Source organism: Syntrophobacter fumaroxidans MPOB (assembly GCF_000014965.1).
GTDB lineage: Bacteria > Desulfobacterota > Syntrophobacteria > Syntrophobacterales > Syntrophobacteraceae > Syntrophobacter > Syntrophobacter fumaroxidans.
In genome coordinates this window covers 3,501,530-3,523,592 of sequence record NC_008554.1, presented here as the reverse complement: position 1 = coordinate 3,523,592, position 22,063 = coordinate 3,501,530, and the positions used below count along the sequence as shown (strand labels likewise).

General features: G+C 60.1%; 17 protein-coding genes, 1 tRNA gene and 1 pseudogene. 8 read left to right on the top strand and 11 right to left on the bottom strand.

All coding sequences use genetic code 11. From position 1 onward, the window contains the following. Positions 1–30 precede the first annotated feature (30 nt). Together SFUM_RS14820 and SFUM_RS14815 are read right to left on the bottom strand one after the other, a co-directional pair. Complete coding sequence (locus SFUM_RS14820; RefSeq protein ID WP_011699698.1) at positions 31–2,847, bottom strand: site-specific DNA-methyltransferase; 2,817 nt, start codon at positions 2,845–2,847, stop codon at positions 31–33. Between the two features lie 189 nt (positions 2,848–3,036). Next, positions 3,037–6,093: a BPTD_3080 family restriction endonuclease gene (locus SFUM_RS14815; protein ID WP_011699697.1), complete on the bottom strand. Its 3,057-nt coding sequence runs from the start codon at positions 6,091–6,093 to the stop codon at positions 3,037–3,039. Positions 6,094–6,305: 212 nt separating this feature from the next. Here SFUM_RS14815 and SFUM_RS24145 point away from each other — a divergent pair. Beyond that, positions 6,306–6,720: pseudogene (locus SFUM_RS24145) on the top strand (methyltransferase-A70 family protein); the annotation flags it as partial. A gap of 140 nt (positions 6,721–6,860) precedes the next feature. Here SFUM_RS24145 and SFUM_RS14810 read toward each other — a convergent pair. Together SFUM_RS14810 and SFUM_RS14805 are read right to left on the bottom strand one after the other, a co-directional pair. Then, positions 6,861–6,936 (bottom strand) — tRNA-Arg (locus SFUM_RS14810). Positions 6,937–7,279: 343 nt separating this feature from the next. Beyond that, positions 7,280–7,744, bottom strand: a complete 465-nt coding sequence (locus tag SFUM_RS14805; RefSeq protein WP_011699696.1) for an FKBP-type peptidyl-prolyl cis-trans isomerase — start codon at positions 7,742–7,744, stop codon at positions 7,280–7,282. 1,546 nt (positions 7,745–9,290) lie between these two features. Here SFUM_RS14805 and SFUM_RS14795 point away from each other — a divergent pair. Genes SFUM_RS14795 through SFUM_RS14785 form a run of 3 tightly spaced genes read left to right on the top strand, consistent with a single transcriptional unit; the run spans position 9,291 to position 12,055 of the window. Beyond that, a complete protein-coding gene (locus SFUM_RS14795) occupies positions 9,291–10,238 on the top strand; it encodes a purine nucleoside phosphorylase YfiH/LACC1 family protein (RefSeq protein WP_011699695.1) in 948 nt (315 codons plus the stop codon). Positions 10,239–10,244: 6 nt separating this feature from the next. After that, complete coding sequence (locus SFUM_RS14790; RefSeq protein WP_011699694.1) at positions 10,245–11,117, top strand: dihydroorotate dehydrogenase electron transfer subunit; 873 nt, start codon at positions 10,245–10,247, stop codon at positions 11,115–11,117. Next, a complete protein-coding gene (locus SFUM_RS14785) occupies positions 11,063–12,055 on the top strand; it encodes a dihydroorotate dehydrogenase (protein WP_049766383.1) in 993 nt (330 codons plus the stop codon). Before SFUM_RS14790 ends, SFUM_RS14785 begins: the two co-directional genes overlap by 55 nt. 96 nt (positions 12,056–12,151) lie before the next feature. Here the strand turns inward: SFUM_RS14785 and SFUM_RS14780 are convergent, their stop codons facing one another. Next, positions 12,152–12,730, bottom strand: a complete 579-nt coding sequence (locus SFUM_RS14780) for a flavodoxin family protein (RefSeq protein WP_011699692.1) — start codon at positions 12,728–12,730, stop codon at positions 12,152–12,154. A gap of 302 nt (positions 12,731–13,032) precedes the next feature. Here SFUM_RS14780 and SFUM_RS14775 point away from each other — a divergent pair, with 302 nt between their 5' ends. Both SFUM_RS14775 and SFUM_RS14770 read left to right on the top strand, forming a co-directional pair. After that, positions 13,033–13,443, top strand: coding sequence for an HIT family protein (locus SFUM_RS14775; protein ID WP_011699691.1), 411 nt, complete (start codon positions 13,033–13,035; stop codon positions 13,441–13,443). 41 nt (positions 13,444–13,484) lie between these two features. Next, on the top strand, positions 13,485–14,012 hold the full coding sequence (locus tag SFUM_RS14770) for a CAP domain-containing protein (protein WP_011699690.1): 528 nt from the start codon (positions 13,485–13,487) through the stop codon (positions 14,010–14,012). 84 nt (positions 14,013–14,096) lie between these two features. Here SFUM_RS14770 and SFUM_RS14765 read toward each other — a convergent pair whose 3' ends face one another. From SFUM_RS14765 to SFUM_RS14750, 4 genes are all read right to left on the bottom strand, one after another. Further along, positions 14,097–14,738: a GntR family transcriptional regulator gene (locus tag SFUM_RS14765; protein ID WP_167321355.1), complete on the bottom strand. Its 642-nt coding sequence runs from the start codon at positions 14,736–14,738 to the stop codon at positions 14,097–14,099. Between the two features lie 268 nt (positions 14,739–15,006). Next, positions 15,007–15,810, bottom strand: a complete 804-nt coding sequence (locus SFUM_RS14760; protein ID WP_011699688.1) for an alpha/beta hydrolase — start codon at positions 15,808–15,810, stop codon at positions 15,007–15,009. Positions 15,811–15,923: 113 nt separating this feature from the next. Then, on the bottom strand, positions 15,924–16,868 hold the full coding sequence (locus SFUM_RS14755; RefSeq protein ID WP_011699687.1) for a YbgA family protein: 945 nt from the start codon (positions 16,866–16,868) through the stop codon (positions 15,924–15,926). 13 nt (positions 16,869–16,881) lie between these two features. Beyond that, positions 16,882–17,529, bottom strand: coding sequence for a DUF2284 domain-containing protein (locus SFUM_RS14750; RefSeq protein ID WP_011699686.1), 648 nt, complete (start codon positions 17,527–17,529; stop codon positions 16,882–16,884). A 341-nt stretch (positions 17,530–17,870) separates the two neighbouring features. Here SFUM_RS14750 and SFUM_RS14745 point away from each other — a divergent pair, with 341 nt between their 5' ends. Together SFUM_RS14745 and SFUM_RS14740 are read left to right on the top strand one after the other, a co-directional pair. Then, a complete protein-coding gene (locus SFUM_RS14745) occupies positions 17,871–18,773 on the top strand; it encodes a hypothetical protein (RefSeq protein WP_011699685.1) in 903 nt (300 codons plus the stop codon). Continuing rightward, positions 18,770–19,144: a hypothetical protein gene (locus SFUM_RS14740; RefSeq protein WP_011699684.1), complete on the top strand. Its 375-nt coding sequence runs from the start codon at positions 18,770–18,772 to the stop codon at positions 19,142–19,144. Before SFUM_RS14745 ends, SFUM_RS14740 begins: the two co-directional genes overlap by 4 nt. A gap of 13 nt (positions 19,145–19,157) precedes the next feature. On the opposite strand, the gene SFUM_RS14735 is transcribed toward SFUM_RS14740, so the two are convergent. Further along, entirely contained in the window at positions 19,158–19,709 is a 552-nt protein-coding gene (locus SFUM_RS14735) for a hypothetical protein (RefSeq protein ID WP_011699683.1), read from the bottom strand. Positions 19,710–20,411: 702 nt separating this feature from the next. Then, entirely contained in the window at positions 20,412–21,674 is a 1,263-nt protein-coding gene (locus SFUM_RS14730) for a TMEM43 family protein (protein ID WP_011699682.1), read from the bottom strand. Positions 21,675–22,063 lie beyond the last annotated feature (389 nt).

Sequence of the window (22,063 nt, the reverse complement as noted above, 5' to 3'; positions counted from 1 at the left end):
GGCCGAGCCTCCTTTGTTGGATGAATTCTATCATACCCGAAATACCTTCATCACCTCGTCGCCGAGATGGTTGATTACTTTCACTGCGATGCGGCCGGACTTGGGTTTGTCGAACGGGCGCGAGGTGTCGCTGCGGAGCGACTCCCAGGCCTCTTCATTGATTTCGGCCCTGAGGGTCGTCTTGAGCGACTTGTACGGATCGTTCGCTCTAAGGAAATAGGCGTGGCGGACGAAGAAGCTCTCCTCGTTGTAATCGGTGTCGATGAACCAGCAGGCGATGCCCTCGGCGCCGTCGCTGCGGACTTCGCCGGTGTTGGGATGGAACACGTCCACTCCGTTGATCTTCACGCGAATTTGTCCGTTTTCCGCGTCGAGAATGTCGATGTCCGGCTCGCCGAAGATGACGAACAGGTTGCCCTTGCCGGTGTTCTTGAGATCGTCGGCCATGTGCAGGTCGGCGTTCATCCTCGCCTTGAGCACCGGGATGCGGCCGAGTTTGTCGAAATCCGCCGAATGGGCATCGTAGTTGAAGGCGCACGTGATGAGCGCATCGAAGTCGGCGTCGCCCGCCTCGCGGGCGGCGGCCACAAGGTCCGGACGGGAGACGGTGCCGAACTCCGGGCCGATGAATATCGCGGCCCGCTTTTCCGTTCCGGACGCTTCGTCGCCTTCGACGTACCGCCCTTCGGCGCAGACGAAGTGACCCGGCCAGGGCGTGATGGACGTGAAGTCGATCTTGTCTTCCTTGTGGGCCTGCTGCACTCCGGCGGCCTTGAGGTTTTCGAGGATCATGCGCGTGAAATCGTTTTCCTCGACGCCGCCGTTCTGCGATTTTCGGGCGCCGTCGATCAGTTCGTCGTCTGCGTCGACGGTCAGCACCCGATGGGGGGAAAGACTTTCAACCGTGAACGGGCCCGAGACGCGAACCTTCTTTTTGTCTTCGTACGGCTTGTCGTAAAGATATTCGAAGTCGGCATTGGCTGCGATGGACGCGTCGATTTCCTTCTGTCGGGCGATGCGCTGCCTCCACCATTCCGCATGGAGCTTTCCTGCTTCCTCCGTCCATTTGTCGTCAGCATCTCGCGGAATTTCCCATTCCTCCCATTTCTTGCCAAGGATCTTGTTGAGCTTGTCGCGGAGTGGTTCCATCGTCTCCTGGAACTTCTCCCAGACCACGTCGATTTCAGTGTTGTTGGCAATGGATTTGAGAGTGATGTGCGGCACGCGCTCGTAGACGAATCCCTGCCGGATATTCCCATGAGTTGGTGTTTCGGAAGGAGCCGATTGTGTGACCTCGGCTTCTTTGAGTTGTCCGTCTTTACTATCGGCCAGCAGGTAATAGGAATAGCGTGCCCCCATGATGCGGGCGCGAGCCAGCGCAAGAGCCACACGGGAGGTATCAATGGTGATCCATCGTCGGCCCCATTGTTCGGCCACATAAGCGGTTGTCCCCGAGCCGCAGGTCGGGTCGAGGACAAGGTCGCCGGGATCGGTGGACATCAATAGACAGCGCTGAACAGCCTTGATGCCACTTTGGACAGCATAAATCTTTTCTTCCGTGAAACTTCCTGTACTAGTGTCACCCCAGTCGTTGTTGATCGGTGCCACTGCGAAGTCCGAAAGGCGCCGAACATAACGGAGAGCGATCCCCCCGATAGTGAGTCGTGATCCACGCTTGAGGCGTTCAAGCCCCTGCATGTTTGTCTTCCATCCACCCTTGGCAGGCTTGAATTCTCTCCCTTGAAATGGTACGCCCCTTTGTGTGCTTTCGACGCCCGTCTGAGAAGTCAGGTTATCCGATGCAACCAGATGCCAACCGTTCCCTTTGTAGTCACGTTCGTAATTCTCCTTTGACCGCAGTGCTTTTACATCCGCACCATCCGGACTCTGAACTCTGTTGTAGGACGCGGCACCAATACCCCCAGTTTCCTTCTCAAAGTACAGTTGACGGTATTTGACGTCTCTCTTTTTTCTTGCAAACCAAACGATATAATCTTTGACGGAAGCAAGGACGTCAGTCCCGATTGCCGGGCTTCCCGCGCCTGTCGTTTTTTTGTACCCGATTAAACTGCAAAAATTCTCTTCTCCAAACACCTCATCCATCAGCGCTCGGATGCGATGAACATTCTCGTCGCCGATTTGCACGAAAATCGAACCCGTGTCCGCGAGCAAATCCCTCGCCACCGTCAACCTATCCCTCAGATAGGTCAGATAAGAGTGAATCCCATCCCGCCACGTATCCCGAAAGGCCCTCACCTGCTCGGGTTCGCGGGTGATGTGTTCCGTGTTGCCGTCCTTCACGTCGCGGCTGGTCGTCGACCACTGGAAATTGGAGTTGAACTTGATGCCGTACGGCGGGTCGATGTAGATGCACTGCACCTTTCCGCGCAGACCTTCGCGCTCGACCAGGGAAGCCATCACCTGGAGGCTGTCGCCAAGGATCATCCGATTGGACCAATTGGCTTCGTGCCGGTAGAATTCGGTCCGGGCGCTCTCGCTCGGCAGGCCGTTGAAGTCGGCAAACAGGTTGATCTGGCGCGGTTGGCCGGGCACTATCTGTTTCTCTGTCTGACGGACCAGGTCGTCGATCAGTACTTTGGGATGGAGCTTCTCCTGAATGTACAGCGGCGGGGCCTGGACCACCAAATCCGACCAGTCCCGGTCGTCCTTGCCTCGCCAGACGAGCTGAGGGTCGAGGTCCCGGTTGCGGCGCTCGTAGGCGACGCGAATCGGTGTCTGCTCTTCCTTGAACATCACCGACTGATACTCGGCCGTAGGGATGTTCCTGCGCGACGCATGGTCGTGCGTGATGGTCTCAACGGATTTCCTGATTGGTTCTTTCGCCATGCTCTCCCATCCCGTGTTGTCGCATTGACCCTCGGGTTCGTTTGCCTTGCGCCGCTCCTGATCAACGGATGGCGCGTTTGGCCCCTTTACGGCCCCTTGGCCCCGGAGGCCTTCAAGCTGGACGAATCCCTTCGAGCTCCTTCAGAAAACTGCCTCTAGACACTCCGGGTCGGCTGGACGTCACGATGTTTACTCTTTCGTGGAAACCGTGACGGATTCCACCATCTTGTGGAACTCGGCTTCGACCTTCGCTTTGAAATCGGCCTCCATACCCCAGACTTCAGTGAACTCGGCGAATGCCCAGCGGCCATACTGGCCGTTGTTGTTCACCCCGGGCACCCAATAGGTTTCCATGGTTGTCTTCTTGTCCTTGGCATCCTCCCGCCGGTATCCCTTGATTTCGACGACCAGGTGCAAGGCGTCCTCGTGACCGTCGTCGACCAAAACGATGAAATCCGGCAGATAGGTGCGGGTCTCCGAACCATAACGATACGGGACCTCCAGTCCGAGGTTATGGTTCTTGACGTAGGCCTTGACCCGTGGATGGGATTCGGCCACGCGGCAGAACTCGGCCTCCCAGTCGCTGTCGAGAATGACCCAGTTGACATGACATCGACGGGCGTCGGTCTCCCAGCGGTCCTTCTTGGAAGTGTTGAAATTCACGTGCATGGTGGAGCCGGTGGGGTTGTATGGATCGAGCACGGCTTTGACGGGCCTTTCGCCGATCAGAGACCGGGTGATCCCCGCGGTGATGCGCTCGCAGGCCATGTCGGCCAACTCCTGGTAGATGAGCAGGGCGGGGTAGGTGTCGCCCTTGCAGACCAGGAAACCGTCCAGCCACTGCCTGGTGATCCGCTTGAGCTGTCCGAACAGGTGGAGCTTTGGTTCTTCGCCCGGATCGCGCCACTTGGTGTAGAGCAACCGTTTGGCAACGTGAAACAGCAATGTCGAGCGCCGCATGTCTTCGAGGTGCTTGAGGTTGAGGTCGACATCCTCGCCGATGATCCCCTGATTCTTTGTGATCGACGGTCCGACGAGGTCCGGGGTGAGCACCAGCATGGAGTCTTCGTTGAATTCGGCGGTGAGCCGCTCTTCCGGCAGCTCGACCCGGTAGCCCGCGACGCGCGGGAACCGGATTTCGAGATGGTCGCGGTCGGGGCGGACGGCCTTGACCTGAATAGTTTCGCGGGGTGGCTGGGGGGGCGCGACGACCGGCTTTGCAGTGAAGTCGAAAGGAATTCCCAGAACATCGGCATATTCGACGTTGAAAAGGCCTTCTTCATTGAGGTCGTATGACTGCCGACGCAACGCCCGGCCGATGACCTGCTCGCACAGGAGCTGCGTTCCGAACGCGCGTACTCCCAGAACGTGCGTGACCGTGTTGGCGTCCCAGCCTTCCGTCAGCATGGAAACCGATACGACGCAACGGAGCGAGTCCCCGAGCCGGCCTTCCTTGCCGACGGTGTTCATGACTTCCCGAAGCAACTCCTGGTCGGTGATGTTCTCGGCCTGTCGGCGGTCACCGGTGCGCTCGATGATTTCCCGGCGGAAACGGTCGATTGCGTCGGAAGCCATGGTGCGGAAATTCTTGTCCAACGCATCGCCGGATTCGAGTTGTTCGCTGTCGATCAGCAGCGTGTGCGGCCGGGCGAACTGATCGCCTTGTTCGCCAAAATTCCGGAACAGCTCAAATCGTCCGTTCTCCAGCGTTGTCGTCTGGTCCTCGTTCACCCGGTGGAATCCCGAAATATAGTCGTAAACCAGCTTGGACGTGGAGGTGTTGTTGCAGATCACGATGAAGCAGGGCGGAACGTGAATACCCTCCTTCTTCCACAGGGCATAGGTCTTTTCGTAGTGCCCGTAGAGGGCCTCCAGGGCCGTTTGGAGCTCTACCGGCAAGCTGAGCGGGTCGAGGGCCTTGGACTTGCCTCGGCCTTTCCTGGGCATCCGCTTTCCGATATGCTCCCAGAGGTTGCGGAATTTGGGCATGTCTCCGCCGGGAATGTTGTCCGCGACCGGCACGCGCGGCAGTTTGACGATCCCGCATTCGATGGCGTCCATGAGGGAAAAATCGCTCATCGTCCATGGGAACAGTGTCCCCTCGGCGTAACCGGAACCGCGAAGGAAGAACGGCGTCGCCGAAAGGTCGATGATGCGCGTCGCACCGAGCTTGCGGTTGACGATTTCCAGGCCGGTTATCCAAAGGCGCGCGGCTTCGTTGTTCCTTTCCGCTTCGGACTTGTCGTCGCCCTTGAGTTCGCCTTCATCGTCTTCGCCGGGCTTTTCCCGGTAGCAGTGATGCGCTTCGTCGTTCAATACCATGATGTGCTTGGTGCCCATGAGGCCGGGCATCACGCGCTGCAGCATCTGCCCTTCGGTTTCCAGGGTGTCCAGCGGCTCCCCCCGTCCCTGGAGAAGGGACCGGCCGCCTTTTGAAAGCTCCGTGCGTTCGCGCAGTTTGAAGGCGTGATAGTTCGTGATGATGATCTTTGCCCGTTCGAGGTCGGCGAGCATGTCATTGGGCACCAACTCGCGGCTTGCGTAGTAGCTGTCCGGATCGTTGGGCTGGAGCACGCGTAGCCGGTCCCGGATGGTCAGGCCCGGAGTGACGACCAGAAAGCCGCGAGTAAAGTTCTTGCTGGTGGGCCGGCGGACCGCGTTGATGGTCTGCCAGGCGATGAGCATGGCCATGACGGTGGTTTTGCCCGCTCCGGTGGCCAGTTTCAGTGCCAGGCGCAGGAGTTCCGGGTTAGCGTCATGGTTTGAGTTGGCAAGGTGTTCAAGGAAAAATTTCCCTTCCTTACCCCGTTTAGGGGCGACCTCGGTGAGCCAGATGACAGTCTCCACAGCCTCCACCTGGCAAAAGAACGGACGGATGTCGTTGAACCGGTGATGCCGCCAGTGTTGAAGAAGGCGGGCGGTTTCGGGGGTGACCTGCCAGTCGTTCGGGTTGGGCCAGCTTCGCCACCGGTCTACAAGAGGGCGAAGCCGCCTGATGATCGAAGTGGGGTCATACTGTTGGTCTTGAGTGGAGAGACCCTTTCCCTCGTCATAGACCATCCTGAGCTGTTGTGCAGGACCGTCTTTGCGCTTCCTGGGCTTGGGTATCGGCGTGATGAATTTCGCCGGGCGGCGCGCTTCAATGATTCGTTGTGTCGGTTGACCTTGCTCGTCAAGTTCCCAGTGCCGCGAAGGGTATTCGTACGGAGAGTTGAGAATCGGCTTCTCGAAGAATCGATTGTCCATGTCGAACCTTACTCTTGAGGGCCACCGTTGCGCACGGCATTCGGCTGTATGAGTGAAGCCGTTACAGAACCATTTCATTGATGCGGGAGATTATTGACACAATGGGGAGCTGAACGCAAGGGAAACGGGGGGCGTTTCATCGGTTGAACTGAGAACAAGAACGGGGGGTTCTTCAGCCCCAGTAGCTGATAATCTTCAGGCGGGAGGATCAAACGAAGTTGTTTCTTTTCGGAATACATGGGCGCCTGAGAACGCTTGCTCCTGGGCGACGGCAAGTCAACATTATCAAATCTCGGAAGCAAGAGCACTCGAGAAGGCCCGATGAACTGTATGGACTCATTGAAGCTTGTAGTCCGGGACCATGAATTGGAATTGTTTGCCGGAGGACAACGAAGGCGCTGGTCTCAGTGGAGAAACGAGGTGGGGAGCTATGTGCCCACTTGGCCATTCTATTCGAACCATAGTCAAGCCACTCTCGTCTTGGATGCGCTTTCGGACGGCAAAACAGGTGCCCCGGACTCTGAAGCACGCGCACCCGGTCGATTGCAGCCACGGTCGCACATGAAAAGCCGATTCTCGGCTTGGGTGTGGGGGATGGCTCAAGAGTGTCGGGAGAATACGGGATGACGAGCGAGTCAGGCACCTTGTTCGGAGACCATGATTTCATGCCCATTTTTCAGTGAGAATGTTGGGGATGCTGTTGGGGAAGGGGCACAATAACCGGGGATATTATATATTGAATAACTTCTGGATGCCTGATTTTTATTTGGAGGGCGACTCGGGGATCGAACCCGAGACCTTTGGTTCCGGAGACCAACGCTCTATCCACTGAGCTAGTCGCCCTCTTCGCGGGACGCTTTGGAATACTGCCTGCGCGGCATGGTTTGCGTAACACAGGAACGCGGAGCTTGTCAACCGCCATCGATTCCACACCGCCATCGATTCGACACGCGATCCGTTCGACTTGCCTCCATCCAAAGACTGCCGCCGGGCAATGCCTCGTCCCTGAAAGGGAGTTCCCGGGCCGGACAGTCCATGGAAAGGCGTACGGCCGACATTCACGCCTCGCCTCCCGGGAATGACGATTCGTGTCGGAATACCCCCGGCCGGCGCATCTTTATCGTCCGTTGTCAGACCCCGGCTCATGGAAATATGTGAAAAGTGTAGGTTTGACCCCGGCTTTTTGCTACGGCTTGGCGCAGGAAGGGGCCATTTCGTTCTTCTTCGCTTCGCGCACGTCCTTGATCAGGATGTCGAATTCGGCGCACGTGCCGGCCCTCGGGTCGTTGAAATCCGCCACGACGACGTCGTCGCGCAGTTCCTTCACCATGAACTGGACCAGGCATTTCTTGCGGATCTGCCGGTACATCCTGCCCGGCTTGAGGCGCTCTTCCTTGTAGTCTTCCCTGGGAAGCTCCCGCACCAGGCTCTCGTCGTAGACGCCGAACACCTGCTCGGGCGGAACGCACGCCTTCACGCGGTCGCCCGGCTTTTTGTCGACGATGGCCGCCTCCACCGCCGGGTATTGAGCGTCCACGCCGTACACGAAGCTGCACGTCTGCGGATCGGTTTCGGTGGTTTCCCCGGCCGGTGTGATCGTGCGGATCCGGTATTCGATCGTGACCATCTTGCATTCCTTGACTGATTCCATGATACCGCCTGCTCCTTTACTGTCTGTCGAATTCACCGGCCGCCGGTTCTTGCGCCGAGGTCGCGCGGCGTCGGCCGGTCGCTGAATATTCCATATAACCGGGCGGAAAACCGATGTCCCTCGAAATGTTGCGATCGTTCACCCGAAGGGTTGATACGCCCATTGCGGGACTTCGTAATGAACCGATGTCCGGCAAGATATTCCGTCATCCCGTCCGTCCAGAGAGCTTCCAGCCTATGGATGCATTTCGTCCCGCATGCGTCCCCCACCCCCGGCTTCCACCCGAACCGCTTTCGCGCGGCCCCCGCGACGGCCGGTCCGCTCAACCGTCCGATCGTCTCATTTCGTGTGAGAAGGCACCCCTCATCTCCACGAGAACCGGGGGCGGGAATGTCCCCAAACACCTGGCTTCCGGCCTTATGGGTGAAAAGACCTCGGTCCGATCGTGGGCACGGTGGGACCGTGCCCACCTTACAGCCTTCCGGCCGCGCTTGCCCGAGACAACCCATGGCAGCTTATAACCCGGTGGAATCTTGCCGCCCCCTGGATCCTTCATGCCTTTCGTGAACATACCTCCGGCCGGCACTTATTCATCCTCGGTTGTGAGCCTGCGGCTCACGGCCTATTGGGTAAAAATACTCTCGGCCGTCAATTTTCATGCCTCGCCGTACCCCAGGGGTTCGTGAACGTTCACGCGAAAACAAAAACTAATGGCCCGGAGGTTTTTGTCAATATAACTTGCCCTCAACCCACCAGTTGGTTTAATTGAAGTCGTCGATCGCCGACGTGCGTCATGCAAACATGAACCATCGCAGGCGGTTGGAGCATGGCTTACGGGTGCCGTCTCCGCAGGCGCGGTGAGCCGGAAAATGCGCCGATGTGAAGATGACCCGCGGCACGCGCCGCCACGGCATGCGCGGCGGGCCGGTCGCCGTCGGGATGCCGGACTCCCGCTTCCGGTGAAACAACCGGGCAGGGGCCGGCCTCAACGGTTCGACAGCCTGGCATGCCTGGAATCGGCCGGTCTCGACCCGTGACCCGAGGCCCCGGGCTGCAGGCCGCAGACCCCGAACCCTTATACGAAGTTGCGTTCATAAGAGATGAATCTTTCAAGCACAAAAGCGCGGGGGAATGATTCCCCCGCACCCCCCAAGTTTCGGCCTCACGCGCAAGCGCGTGAGGCCGAAACTTGGGGGGTGCGGGGGATACGTCCCCCGCGCTTTTAGAGTATCATTTTGACCGCAAATCCGTATTAGAGCCCCGTAGCCTGAACGCCGGCGTCTGCAGCTGCGGAGTGAGGTGATCGGGTGAGAACACCGAAGTCCCGGAACCTGGAGCCCAAGAACTGAGGCCTGGGCCCTGAAGCGCCAAGAGCGAGCCTGAAAGCTGAACCATGGGCTCAGTATGCCGTGCTCCGGACCCGGAAGCCGCGAACTTGATACCCCGAGCCCGCACAGCGCGCCAAGCCTGGCGAGCCGCGGGAAGAAGCGGGGGAACCGGCAGGCCCGAGCCCGGGAACCACGAATTACGAACCGCGAGCCGAACGATGATCCTGCAACGAAGCGAAGGGAAGCCTCCTTACTACCGATTCGACCTTCTCTCCCGGGTTCCCGGCCTGGTGCACGGAGTGTTCACCCGCCACGGCGGGGTGAGCCGCCCGCCCTATGCGACGCTCAACGTCGGCTGGAGCAACGGCGACGCACGCGAGGCCGTGCGCGAAAACCTGGACCGTGTTCGGGACGCCGTGGGCGTCGACGTCCTCGTATCCGGGCGGCAGTTTCACGGCGATACCATTCACCTGGTGGACGAGGAGGCGCTCGCGCGGGCGCTCGCATCGTGCCGGCCGCGGCAGGAAACGGCTTCCGCCGCTTCGCCCGGCAATGGAGCGGTTTCCGCGTCCGCACCCGAGCGATCCCGCCTCCGGGAATCGGATTTTCCGGCCGTCGGCACCGATGCCTCCGACTCGCCCGCGGCCTCCGCGGTTCTCCCGCCCGTGCTGGTCATGCCGCCCGGCGACGCCCTGGTCACGACGCTTCGAGGCGTCGGGCTCCTCATCAAGGTCGCGGACTGCCAGTCGATCTTCCTGGTCGACCCGGTACGCAAGGCCATCGCCAACGTCCATTCCGGGTGGCGCGGCAGCGTCTGCGGCATCGCCGGCAAGACGGTCCGGTTCATGCGCGACCGGTTCGGCTCCCGCCCGCGGGACATTCTGGCCACGGTCGGCCCGTCGCTCGGTCCCTGCTGCGGGGAATTTCGCAACTACCGGGATGAGCTCCCCGAATCCTTCCATTCCTTCCAGGTGCGCCCGGAATACTTCGACTTCTGGGCCATCACGCGCCGGCAGTTGCTGGACGAGGGACTGCGCGACGAACACGTGGAAGCGGCCGGAATCTGCACCGTGTGCGAGACCGGCGAATTCTTCTCCTACCGCGGCGAACGCGACACCGGCCGACTGGCCGCGGTCATCGGCTGGAAAAGCGACACGGAGGACTGATCCCTCATGCCCAAGTTTCAGGAAAACGCGCTCATCCTGGATCACCGGGAGGTGGCCGACCGCACCTGGCTGATGCGGCTCATGTCCCCGAAAATCGCCCTCGAGGCCCGCGCCGGCCAGTTCGTAATGGTCCGGGTCCGAGACGGAATCGATCCGTTGCTGCGGCGCCCGCTTTCGTTTCACCGGACTTTTCCCGAGGAAGGCTGCATCGAGCTGCTCTATCGGGTCGTGGGAAAAGGAACTCTGCTCCTGTCAAAGACCGTGCCGGGCATGAACCTCGATCTCCTCGGACCGCTCGGGAACGGCTTCGATCTCCCCGCCCCGGACGCCCGCGGACCGATCGCGCTCATCGCGGGGGGCATCGGCATCGCGCCGCTCTTCGATCTCATGGAACGCATCGCGCTTTCCAACCCCGCCTTCGATCCCCAACAGATGAACCTGTTTTACGGAACGCGGACCGTGGCGGAGCTCCTCGCCCTGTCGTACTTCGGAGCGCTGGGCGTTCGCGTCCACTGGAGCACCGACGACGGCAGCTTCGGCCACAAAGGGCACGTGACCCGGATGTTCGCCCAATTCGCCGAGGATTCGGCCTTCCGGCCCGAATCGCTCTACGCCTGCGGGCCGCTCGAAATGCAGTTTCACGTGGCCCGCTGGGCGCTGGCTCACGACGTCCCGGCGCAGCTTTCCCTGGAATCCCTGATGGCGTGCGGGCTGGGCGCCTGCCTCGGGTGCGCGCTCCCGGCCGCGTCCCCGGACGACCCCGCCGCCGACGGCTACGTTCACGTTTGCATGGATGGACCCATTTTTCCCGCAGGAGCCGTTCAATGGCAGAAACTACAGGTACACCGGCCGCCGCCCCCGATCTTTCTGTCCGACTAGGGCCGCTGCGGCTGGCCAACCCGGTACTGGTGGCTTCGGGCACCTTCGGCTACGGCGAGGAATACGCGGACTTTCTCGACCCGGGCCGCCTCGGGGCCGTCATCGTCAAGGGCATATCCCTGTTGCCCCGCCCCGGCAACCCGCCTCCGCGGCTGGTCGAGACCCCCGCCGGGATGATCAATGCCATCGGGCTCGAAAACGTCGGCGTGGACCGCTTCATCGACGTCAAGCTCCCGCTGCTCCGCCAACGGCGGGCGACGGTCATCGTCAACATCTTCGGCAATACCGTGGATGAATATGCCGGGCTGGCCTCGAAACTGGACGGAGAGGACGGCGTCGCGGCGCTCGAGATCAACATCAGTTGCCCGAACGTGAAGCAGGGAGGCATGGTCTTCGGCACCGACCCGGCCACGGCCGCAGCCGTCGTCGGAGCGGTCCGCGCGCGCACCGCGCTCCCGCTCATCACCAAGCTGACGCCCAACGTCACGCGCATCGGCGAAATCGCGCGGGCCGCGGTCGACGCGGGCACCGACGCGATCTCGTGCATCAATACCGTCGCCGCCATGGCCGTGGACATCTTCTCGCGACGCCCGAAGCTCGCCAACGTTTTCGGCGGGCTCTCCGGCCCCGCCGTCAAACCCATCGCCCTGCGCTGCACCTATGAAGTGCTGCAGGCGGTGAAGTGCCCGGTGATCGGAGTGGGCGGGATCGGGACGGCGACGGACGCCCTGGAATTCATGCTGCTCGGGGCCAGAGCGGTTCAGGTTGGGACGGCCAATTTCGTGAACCCGGGAGTATCCGTGGAGATTCTCGAAGGGATCGAGCGATTCCTGCGTTTCCAGGGGCTGGACCGCATCGAGGACTTCATCGGCACGCTGGACACCGAATGCCTCTTTCCGTTCGCCGAGGATGCCTGCGGGGTCCTGGACCTTTCCTGACCGCCCGCCGAAAAAGCCTGGACAAAGCTCTTTTCGCCTTATTCCCACCCCCTGAACCGCAGCCGCGTCGCAGCTCAGCCCGGGGGGGGGACGGGATCAACCGCCCGTGAAGCTCTTGCCCGTTCGCAGGCAGTCGTCCAGGGCGGTTGGGTGCTGCCCGATGTCGCCCTTGTGTTCGATGCGGGGATAGCAGAGCTCGCCCGCATAGGTCATGCCCAGGGCATCGAAAAAGTATTTCGCGGTGAGGATCGCGCATTCGAACATCCGCTTGCCGCCGGTGGCCCCGGCGCTCAGCAGGAAACCCCTGCGGGACGGATCGGGGGAGGCGTCCCCGCCTTCGCGGCGGGCGATTTCACGCTTCATGTAAAGGGCCTGGGAGCGGTCGATGAGCAGCTTGAGCTGGGCGGTGACGCCGTAGAAGAAGATGGGGGAGGCGATGACGATCCGGGATGCCGCTTCGAGAAGAGGATACACCCCTGCCATGTCGTCCTGCTGGACGCAGACCCCGGTTTCGTCGCATTTACCGCATTCGATGCAGCCGTGGATCCGCATATTGCGCACGTAAAGGCGCCGCACTTCGGGGTGCGACGAAGACGCGCCCTCCAGGAACGCATCCAGCAGAAGATCCGTGTTGCCCCGGGGACGGGGCGATCCGTAAATGCCGAGCACCAGCATGATGTTGTTCCCGTGCGTTGGGGCCCTTTCGGGCCGAGTGAAGTGAGGATCGGTCCCGGCGGCAGCCGCCGCCGTCCAGGCCCGACCGAGGGCGTGTCAAGGCCCCCGGTCCCGTGACCGCCTTTTTGGGCGCGCGCCGTCCGAGCGTTCTTTACATGGAACCGTATCTTTGCTATTTTAAGCACGATCATGTTCCTCCTCAATCGAACGATCCGGCTGGAATGTGGGGATTTCCCTTTGCTCAACCGGGGTCGCCCCCGGGGTTTCACCGCTCGACATGCGCATCGTTGGAGGACACTCTCATGTTGGATTGCATATTCTGCCAGATCATCCAGGGACAACTGCCCTGCGCGAGGATTTACGAAGACGATCGCGTGTTGAGCTTTCTCGACATCAACCCGGTCGCCCGCGGTCATGCGCTCGTCGTTCCCAAGCGGCACTACAGCACCCTCTTTCACATCCCTCCCGAAGACCTGGAAGCGTGCATCGTGGCTGCAAAAAGAGTCGGGGCCGCCGTTTTCAAGGGGGTTGGGGCCTCGGGGCTCAACGTGCTTCAGAACAACTACCGCGCCGCCGGACAGTTGATCGACCACTTTCATCTTCACCTCATTCCGCGGCACGCTCACGACGGTTTTTTCACTGCGTGGCCGGGCAAGCCCTATCCGACCGGCGAACTGGACAGGATCCTGCGAAAGATCCTGCCGGAGGTGTGAACGCGAGCGGGGCCGGGCTTTGCGGATGACGGAGCGGGAAGATGAAACAGGTTTTGAGTGCCTTTCTCGTGCTGTGGTTTTTGATCTCGGTGTCGCACGCCTATGACGCTGCCCGCCGGCAGCCTCCCCCCCCTCCTCCCAGGAAACTCATGGAAGGTGCCGTCGTCCCGAGCCGCGAAGAGCGGCAGAAGGCCAGGCGCCTATACCAGCTGGCGCGGCAGGAAAACCGGCAGCTGCGTTGGGACGAATGCCTGGCGGGCCAGGCGTTCAAGCGCGCCAAATACATCGTTTACCAGATGGACAAGCATCTCGGGGATGAGAGGTTCTTTGCGCACACGGACCCGAGGAGCGAGGGAAACCCCGCGTGGAGTTACGTCTATACCTGTTACAAAGGCCGGGAACGGTGCGCCGGGGAGAATCTAGCCCAGGGCGACAATACCGCCGAGATCACCCACCGGAACTTGATGAACAGTCCCACGCATCGTGAGAACATCAAAAATATCGAGTATAATCGCGTGGGTATCGCTTGTTATAATTATATATGCGTGGAGCTTTTCGCCGGCGTTTAGCGCCACGTCACCAGTAACCCCGGGGTGTGAAGCCCGACCGGGCATTGCGGCGCCGGCTCTTTCCTCGCGATTTCACCCGCCGTTTCACTCGGGGATCAACTTGATCAGCAGTTCCCTGGCCCCTCGAATGTGTTCCCGCCCGATACGCCTGGCTGCCTCGAGGTCTTTGCTCTTGATGGCGCCGTAGAGCCGCTCGTGTTCGTCCTTGAAACGGTCGAATCGATCCGGGCTCGGCGTCAGGAAGACGGCCTTGAACATGAAATGAACGCTCTCGTAATACTGCCTGACCATTTGGACGAAAAAGGGATTCTTGCCCATACCGGCGATCTGAACGTGGAAGTCGACGTCGAGGGCCAGCCTCTTCTGATTGAATGTGTCGTTGCGATATTTACGGTAGGCAACCAGCTTTCTCTTGAGAAGGGCAAGATCTCTCTTGTCGTGATTGGCGATTGCATATTCGATGGCGATGTCTTCCAGTTTTTCCCTGAGATCGTAAATGTATTCGGCTTCCCGGCGGTTGACGTAGCGAATGTGATAACCGCGATTCTTTTCAGACACAACGAGATGTTCGTTTTCGAGCATCATCAGGCCGTTGATGATCGGCGTCTTGCTCATGCCGAGGCGTTGTTCCAGATCTCTGTAAACGAGCTTCTGTCCGGGAAAGAGATGCCGCTCCAGGATCATTTCCTTGATGGCCCTGTAAGCCTCCTGATTCTTTGATTTCACATTGCTTTTGTCTCCGGCCTGGACCATGCAAACCTCTCGAGCGAAAGGCGGTTTCGTCCCGCGCGGCCGGGCTTGACCGCGGATGTGCCGAAGGCCGGAATAACCGCCGTATGTGTACATTCTCCCGTGGAAGACCAAGAAAGTAGTCTTGTAGATGGTATGTCAATTCAGGCAGCTTCGATCTTATTGACGATGAAATGGCCCGTCAAGAAAAAACAATCCGCGCGTCCGGGAATAAGCCGGCCCGGAAAGACTTTCCCCGCCTTTCTCAACGGGCTTTGAGACCCTCGGTGAAAGCCCGGATCGCCGCCATGTACTCCGTCAGCCCCAGCGCGAAAATGTCGTTGTGGTTGGCTCGCGGGATTTTGAGAAAGAACTTCCCTTCGGCGGGGGAGGCTTCGAACAGTGCCTGCCCGTCGCTGAACGGGATGATGTGATCGCGCTCCGCGTGAATGATCAGGGTCGGTTTGTTGAAGGCCCGGATCTTGTCCACGTTCCGGAAGCCTTCTTCCTCTTTGAATCCGATGGCACGGGCGTCCACGCCCATCAACTCCAGCAGAGGGCCGGCGTAGGCGAAACCGCTTTCGATGATGAGCCCGTCGATTGCATCCTTATGAGCGGCGGCGAGCTCGAGGGCCGAAGCGCTGCCCAGCGAGCGCCCCATAATCACCAGGGGACCCGTGTAGCCGTCGTCTTTGAGCCGGTTTCGGACGAATTCGAAAATCACGTGGCAGTCTTTCATCATGGCCGACACGGTGGGGCTCCCCGTGGAGCGGCCGTAGCCGCGGTAGTCCACGGGCAGAAAATTGACGTTCATCCGGTTGTAGAGTGCGGCGAGGTCGTCGTAGTCCGCGACGATTTCACCGTTGCCGTGGAAAAACAGGATGTTCAGAGCCGCTTTCCCGGCTGCGTGGAAGCGGGCGCCCACGGCCACGTCCCGCTCCACGGGTATCAGGATGTCTTCTGACGATGAAAACGATTTTTCCATCTGCCATTCACGCCTGGGGTAAAAAAGGTGATTCACCACTTCCGGTCGATCCAGGACCGCGTAGTCGATGCTGGGAACGTTCATGGAAGCCTCTCCGTAAATTGAAGGTTGCCGATGTGCCGTCGCGCGCTCCGTCCTTTTCGTGAAACACGGTGAGCGCAACCGGCCGGGACCGCGCCGCAGGAATGTCCTCCCGCTCAGACGTGATTGCGCAACTGCAATTCGATCGGGTGCGGGTTGAGATAATACTGGCCTTTGAGATACGGCTGATCGTATTTGCGAACGTAGTGACCGATGAGCGTCACCGGCACGATCAGCGGCACGAATCCGTCGTGGTAGCGGTCGATGATTTCCAGCAGTTCCTGCTTTTCGTCTTGCGACAATTCCTTCTTGAAGTAGCCCATGATGTGCTGCAGGACGTTGGTGTTCTTCTTCGCGGTGGCCTTGAGCTTGAGGGCTTCCATGAGCAACCGGTGATACTCGGCGCGCAATTGGGCGGAGGGCACCTTCTTGCCCTCCGCGACCAACTTTCCCATGGCACTCAAATGCTTCGGACTGTGAGCCATGAGCTGGAGCTTATGACGGGAGTGGAAATCGACGAGGTCGCCGGCTTTTGTGCCCTGGTTCATAACCTCGCGCCATCTCCTGGCGATGAAAATGCGTTCGATGAAGTTCTCCCGCAGCACGGGATCGTGCAGCCTTCCCTCGTCTTCCACGGGAACCAGAGGAAAGCGTTTCATGAAAAGGCCGGCGAAGATCCCGGACGCATTCCGTTTCGGCATGCCGTCCTTGAATATCTTCACCCTTTCCATGCCGCTGCTCGGAGAATTGCTCTTGAAAACGAAGCCGCACAGATCTTGAAGCGCCGGTTCTTCCAGGCGGCGGCGGGCCCATTCGACCATCATGGCGGTCATGTCCCGCCCGGTGCGCGTGGTGATCAGGCGTGGAGCCTCCGGATCGCCCTCGAGGTGCATGGATTCCCTGGGCACGGACATGCCGCATTCCACTTCCGGGCATACGGGCACGTACTGAACGTAGCGGCCGAGCGTGTCCCTCAGGAAACGATCGAGCTTGTGGCCGCCGTCGTATCTGACCGGTTCTCCCAGCAGACACGCGCTGATTCCGAGTTTTATGCTCTCCATGGTTTCGGGCCCTTCATTGAACGATGACGATGCCTGCCAGAACCCCCTTCGGGATGTCTTCCGGCTTCGCGCCGCTCCCGATGGGGTAGATGTCCCACCCCGCGGAAGCCACCATCTTGTAGACGTCGATGCCCACGGCTTCCATGGACGGCCGCGCGAGAAGCGAAAACCTGCAGCGCCGTCCCTGCATGGCCGGGCAGTCCTCGTGCCGGCCGCAGTACGTGTGACGGCACGACCCGGCGGCAAACCCGAACGCCAGGTAGTGACCGTCATAGAATGCCGCGGATTCGACTTCGCTGACGATTTTGAAAACCAGCTGGTATGCCTCGACCCTCTCCGTGATCGTGCTCTTGTCCCTGACGATCACCTCCGGGGGGACATCCAGAGTGAAGAATACCGCCCACTTGTACCTGGTCAGGATCTCCCTCAATTCGGCCGGCTGAAGCGTGTTGGGCGGGCAATGCGCACTCGCGCCGTAACCGAAACATCGCGGAATCCTGCACTTGAGGGTTACCCGTTCGTCGACCGGAATGGCTTCGGCCCTCACCACGATGGCCCTCGATGCACCCAGCTCGACGGCCCTGCCCCGATATCGCTCGAGGTCCTCCTTCAGCTTGCCTTCATTCATGTCAACGGTTATTTTCCTGACATTATGCTCCATTGCGTCTCTCCACGAGTGTCGTTTCTCGAAGCATGACGGGTGCGTGCAACGGCGGGCGAATCGGAGCGAATACATCGCGGTCGTTCCACGCGGGATTGAAATCAAATATAACCGTTATAAAATAATAGATCCCGAAAAAGGTGCAAACGGATGCAAGGTTGTTCGAGGGTTTGGTGATTTGCAGGAATCGAACGAGTTTTTGCTGATCCGCGTAGACATTTTCCAGGGTCCGAAAGTCTTTTCATTCGAGGGAACAAGCTATTGGCCCGGTTTTCGGAACGGATATCGTCACCGTCCCGGGCGGTGGGATTGCAGCGGGTTTTTCACTGAAGAGGTTTCACATGAGAAGTCGAGCGGCATTGGTGATTCTTGGATGTGTTCTGATAGCGTTGAGCGTGGCCGGGATCCTGCTGGTACAGGCCGAGCAGGAACGGCAGCAGCAGGCATTCAAGACCAAGGTGGCGATGGAGGCGGCCAAGGCCGAGGGCGAACGCAAGCGGGCGGAAGAGCTCGGACAGTTGGTCGAGATCGAACGCCGGAAGGTTGACGACGCCAATGTCAGGCTGGCCGCCGAGCAGCAGAAGCGCCGTGAAGAGGAATCGAGCCGCCGGAGGACGGAGGAAAACCGCCTGGCCGCCCAGAGGAAGGAATCCGAGCAGGGCCAGTCGCAGGCGAAACCGGACGGACGGGCAAAAGCCGGCAAGGATACATCCCGCGGTCAAGACAAGCCCTCCGTGGGGCAGACCTCCCGTGGAGGCCGGGCCCGGGCCTCGAAAGAGGCTGTATCCGCCGCTCGGCACAAGCCCGGGGCAGGCAGGGCCGTTACCATCCGATTCAAATACGATCCTTCCTCTTCCAGAGAAATGCCGGTTGCGCGCGTGCACCTTGGAGACCGGGTGAAAGTGAAGGTAAAGCGCGTGGCCGGAGCCGACCAAAAGCTTTTCATCGGCCTGACATCGCCGAGTTGGCGCGGCCGGGGAATGCGCGGGGGAGCACCGCTGGTGGCCACGACCATCAGGGATTCCGACGAGTTCAAGGTTGCCCCGGCCTATGGCGTCATGCGTGACCTGGCGGGTGCCATCGATACGGAAGCCGGGGCCGTTTTGAACATCGGTGCCGGCAGCCCCGGCCGCGCGGCCCGCGGTCGAGGTCCGTTCCACGGGCCGAGGAGGGGCTACTACGAGGTCGAAATAAGCATCGTTGCCGAAAACCGGTGGGACATTAAGCCGAGGAGCCTGCTGTGAACAGTATTGTCTTCGTGTACGTCATTCTCGGACTTGTATCGGCGGTCGGGCTTGTCCTGGTGATCTGCGGCCTTTTCCGCACGCCGCGGAAGACGGGGCCGTCCGGCGAGCTGTGCGGCCCTGAGCCGTTCACGACGATCGTGCCGGTGGACGAGCCGGGAAAAATCGCCGTCCCCGCGGGCGAAGAGGACGACGTCGGGACCTTTTCGCACAAGAGCCTCTTCGATCCCGACAGGCACGTCACGGAAATGGTGCGCGCCCAAGACGACAAGGAACCGCAGCTGTCGTCGCCGAAAAGGCCCCGCTTCGACCGCATGAAAAGGGTGCTCGGACTGTCCGGGAGAAAAAGATCCTCGCGCGGTCTCGAATAAACCGCCCCGGGCCCTACTGGAAATGGGAGAAAGCGCCGAAGATACCGCGGGCGGCGACAAGACCGTCCTTGACCTCCTGGGACGGGATGTCGATTTCAACGAGGACTTCGCCGTTGATCGTGACGGAGAGCCTGCCGGTGAGGACCTTGCTCTCCAGGGGCATTTTCTGAAAGAAGACTCGGACCGTATCCGCCGTCTTCAGTGCCTGAACGGGTGTTCCAAGGCCCGCATCGGCTGCGTTCATGCCGAGCTTCGCCCCGTAGATCACCCGGCCGCTGCCCGATTGCCTTGCCGAAGACGACACGGAGGACATCCTGAGAAGAATCTCCCCCTCACGGCTGAAGTCCGCCGTGGCGCCCTTGTCGAGGTATTCCGTGTTGATCTTGGCATCCGATTCGACCGCAATTTCCAACACGGCGGTCGCCGTCTTCACCGATTGCCGAAACGGAGCGACCGCCTCCATCCTGGCGGTGAAGTAATAGGTGCCGATCGATCCCGTCACCACCAGCGCAGCCCCCAAAAATACGACCGCGTAACAAACACTTCTCCAAAAACCGGGATCCATGTCGCCACACCTCGCTCTGAACCCTGATTGGAACGATTTCCCGGATGACGCGGCAAACCGCGAGTGGCCGCCGCCGTCGATCATCGGGCTCTGATTCTAGATGCGCAGAGGAACTTGTCAAAGAAAAAGTTTGCGGTGCGCGGAGCGATGGAGGCGTCTACGCCGTGAAACGGGCGAAATCCCTATGCGTCTGCGCGTCGCAGGCGAAAAGATGTCCGGGCAAATGTGTGAATACTTTCACAAGACATGAGTTCCAAGGCGACTGGGTGCCCCTTGAAAACCACTCGTCGAGTGGAATCGCTCCCCTCTGGACGACATTGCTTTGAAAACACTAAAAATCATTCTTAGAAGCAGATTTTTACCACTGGACAACAAGGAAAAACGGAAGAGAGAGTTCCCCTCTCTGGGGCCCCCCCGACCCCAGAGAGGGGGAGACTATGGAGGTGAAGTTATGCACATTGTGGACAATAGTACAAAAGACTCGGCATGTCAACAAATAATGCACAAGGTTAAAACTTTTTTAAGGATGTCCCTGGAACGGCTCCACGTCAGAGTCTGCGCCCGGCTCCATCATCCCCGGGAAGGCCTTCCTATGTTTCTTCCCCAAATTTCATGTGATTTTTCCGGTTCGACCCGGAACACGGCCATACCCCTCGAATCATACGGCCGCTTTTCCAAAAAGCACGGTCCCGGCGGCGATGATCACGCCGCGGCGCCTTGCTGCGCGATCTTGCCGCGTCGCGGAAGGAATCGCATCCCGAAAAGCAAGCCCACCGCGACGGCAATGAGCAGCACCGCCAGGAGCGGACGGTAGAACATCCATGCGATGGCGATGGTGACAAGCGCCAGGATGAGACCGAGCACCAGGGAGACCACGAATATCCCGGCGGCCACAAGCCCCTGGATGCCTTGCACGAGGCTCCCCAGCACGAAAATGTTGCCCAGAAAACTGAAAGCGTCCAGCAGCACCACAAACGGGTTCAGGACCAGGAGCAGCCCGATGAAAACCACCAGAAATCCCACACCTCTCAAAATCCAGCTGAGGGTTTTGTTTTCGTCCACGGCGTGGGCGAACATCGTTTCGGGGCTCTGGGCTCCCGCGGCGACCAGCTCGATCTCTCTCCCGTTTTTCGTGATGTAGGGTTCGAAGGTGTTGCCCCATTGCTTCGCGATCACGCTGACGGTTCCGGGCTTCTTGATCCGGAACCTGACCTTGACGTCGCCCACGGCCGGTTCCTGGAGGTTTTGACCGATGTACCAGGCGCCCTCGTGCACTCTCGCCTTTCCCTGGAGCGAGGCAGGCACCGTCGCCGGGGAATCCGGAACGGGGAGATCCTCCTCCCCCGGGATCTTCGCGACCAAAGTGGGCGGCAGCGTGAACGCTCCAAAACGCGTCCGGGCATCGAAAACCTTCTCCCGGTACGGCATGGCGGCCGGGTTCGAATGGTTTTCCTGTTTCTTGAAGCGGGACGAATCGATGCGAGAGCTCGACCACACTTTCCGGTAGGAATAGGTCGTGCGCTTGGTCGTGCTGCCGTCGGAGTTCTTCTGGCTTTCCGATTTTTCGTCTTCCTTCCACTGGTACATCTCGACACTGCGTTTGAGCCGGAGCGCCCTGGCCGAGATTCCGAATTCGGGATCGGCCAGAGTCGCGTCGGCGTCGGCCTGCCCCGTCATGTGCACCAGTTTCCCCTGGTTGACCGCGTTGACGGTTTCGGGGCCGGCGGGCACCACCGCCGCCGCGCCTTCTTCAAGGGCGCGATGCGTTTTGACCGTTCGTCCCTCGTTCCAGAAAAGCAGAACGATCCCGGCAATCACCAGGATCAGGCCGAAAAACAACCCGCCAAACGAGCTTCCGATCTTGCTCGGCAGAGACTGCCTGGTGACTTCCGTGTACGTGTCGCCTCCGGAAAACCCGCCGCCGGGTCCCTGCGTTACTTCAGTGATGCTGTCTTCGTCAGCCATTTGCCCGCCTCCGAAAGGAAAGACCGTTTGCCTGAGCCCCTGAAACCGCGTCCGAGAACAGGTCCGCTCGACCACATCATGCCAGAGAGTTCATCGGCATGGAGAGTGATTCTCCAAAGCATTATTTGTGCGGCGACGGGAATATGGGGACCGGCGCAGTGATGGCTGGAGCCCCCGCCGCGGTGAGGATTGCCGCGGGCAACAATACCACACCGCGTCGGGAAAGGTGTAGACGATTGTTTACAAAAGCGCGGGGGGGGGGAGGCGCCCCCCCCCGGAAACAAAACATCCCCTCGCCCTCCCTTGCGCGCAAAGGAGGGAAGAAGGGGATTTGCTGCAGTCTCTTCGCCGCCCGGCCGGCGGCCGTATCCTTACGGCCCGTTGCGCGG

What these genes read in the sequence shown, in the direction of transcription:
- SFUM_RS14820 (WP_011699698.1), bottom strand. Translation starts at nt 2,847, where the DNA reads ATGGCGAAAGAACCAATCAGGAAATCCGTTGAGACCATCACGCACGAC.
- SFUM_RS14755 (WP_011699687.1), bottom strand. Translation starts at nt 16,868, where the DNA reads ATGGAGAGCATAAAACTCGGAATCAGCGCGTGTCTGCTGGGAGAACCG.
- SFUM_RS14785 (WP_049766383.1), top strand. Translation starts at nt 11,063, where the DNA reads ATGGCAGAAACTACAGGTACACCGGCCGCCGCCCCCGATCTTTCTGTC.
- SFUM_RS14770 (WP_011699690.1), top strand. Translation starts at nt 13,485, where the DNA reads ATGAAACAGGTTTTGAGTGCCTTTCTCGTGCTGTGGTTTTTGATCTCG.
- SFUM_RS14730 (WP_011699682.1), bottom strand. Translation starts at nt 21,674, where the DNA reads ATGGCTGACGAAGACAGCATCACTGAAGTAACGCAGGGACCCGGCGGC.
- SFUM_RS14790 (WP_011699694.1), top strand. Translation starts at nt 10,245, where the DNA reads ATGCCCAAGTTTCAGGAAAACGCGCTCATCCTGGATCACCGGGAGGTG.
- SFUM_RS14795 (WP_011699695.1), top strand. Translation starts at nt 9,291, where the DNA reads ATGATCCTGCAACGAAGCGAAGGGAAGCCTCCTTACTACCGATTCGAC.
- SFUM_RS14745 (WP_011699685.1), top strand. Translation starts at nt 17,871, where the DNA reads ATGAGAAGTCGAGCGGCATTGGTGATTCTTGGATGTGTTCTGATAGCG.
- SFUM_RS14750 (WP_011699686.1), bottom strand. Translation starts at nt 17,529, where the DNA reads ATGGAGCATAATGTCAGGAAAATAACCGTTGACATGAATGAAGGCAAG.
- SFUM_RS14735 (WP_011699683.1), bottom strand. Translation starts at nt 19,709, where the DNA reads ATGGATCCCGGTTTTTGGAGAAGTGTTTGTTACGCGGTCGTATTTTTG.
- SFUM_RS14780 (WP_011699692.1), bottom strand. Translation starts at nt 12,730, where the DNA reads ATGCTGGTGCTCGGCATTTACGGATCGCCCCGTCCCCGGGGCAACACG.
- SFUM_RS14805 (WP_011699696.1), bottom strand. Translation starts at nt 7,744, where the DNA reads ATGGAATCAGTCAAGGAATGCAAGATGGTCACGATCGAATACCGGATC.
- SFUM_RS14760 (WP_011699688.1), bottom strand. Translation starts at nt 15,810, where the DNA reads ATGAACGTTCCCAGCATCGACTACGCGGTCCTGGATCGACCGGAAGTG.
- SFUM_RS14815 (WP_011699697.1), bottom strand. Translation starts at nt 6,093, where the DNA reads ATGGACAATCGATTCTTCGAGAAGCCGATTCTCAACTCTCCGTACGAA.
- SFUM_RS14775 (WP_011699691.1), top strand. Translation starts at nt 13,033, where the DNA reads ATGTTGGATTGCATATTCTGCCAGATCATCCAGGGACAACTGCCCTGC.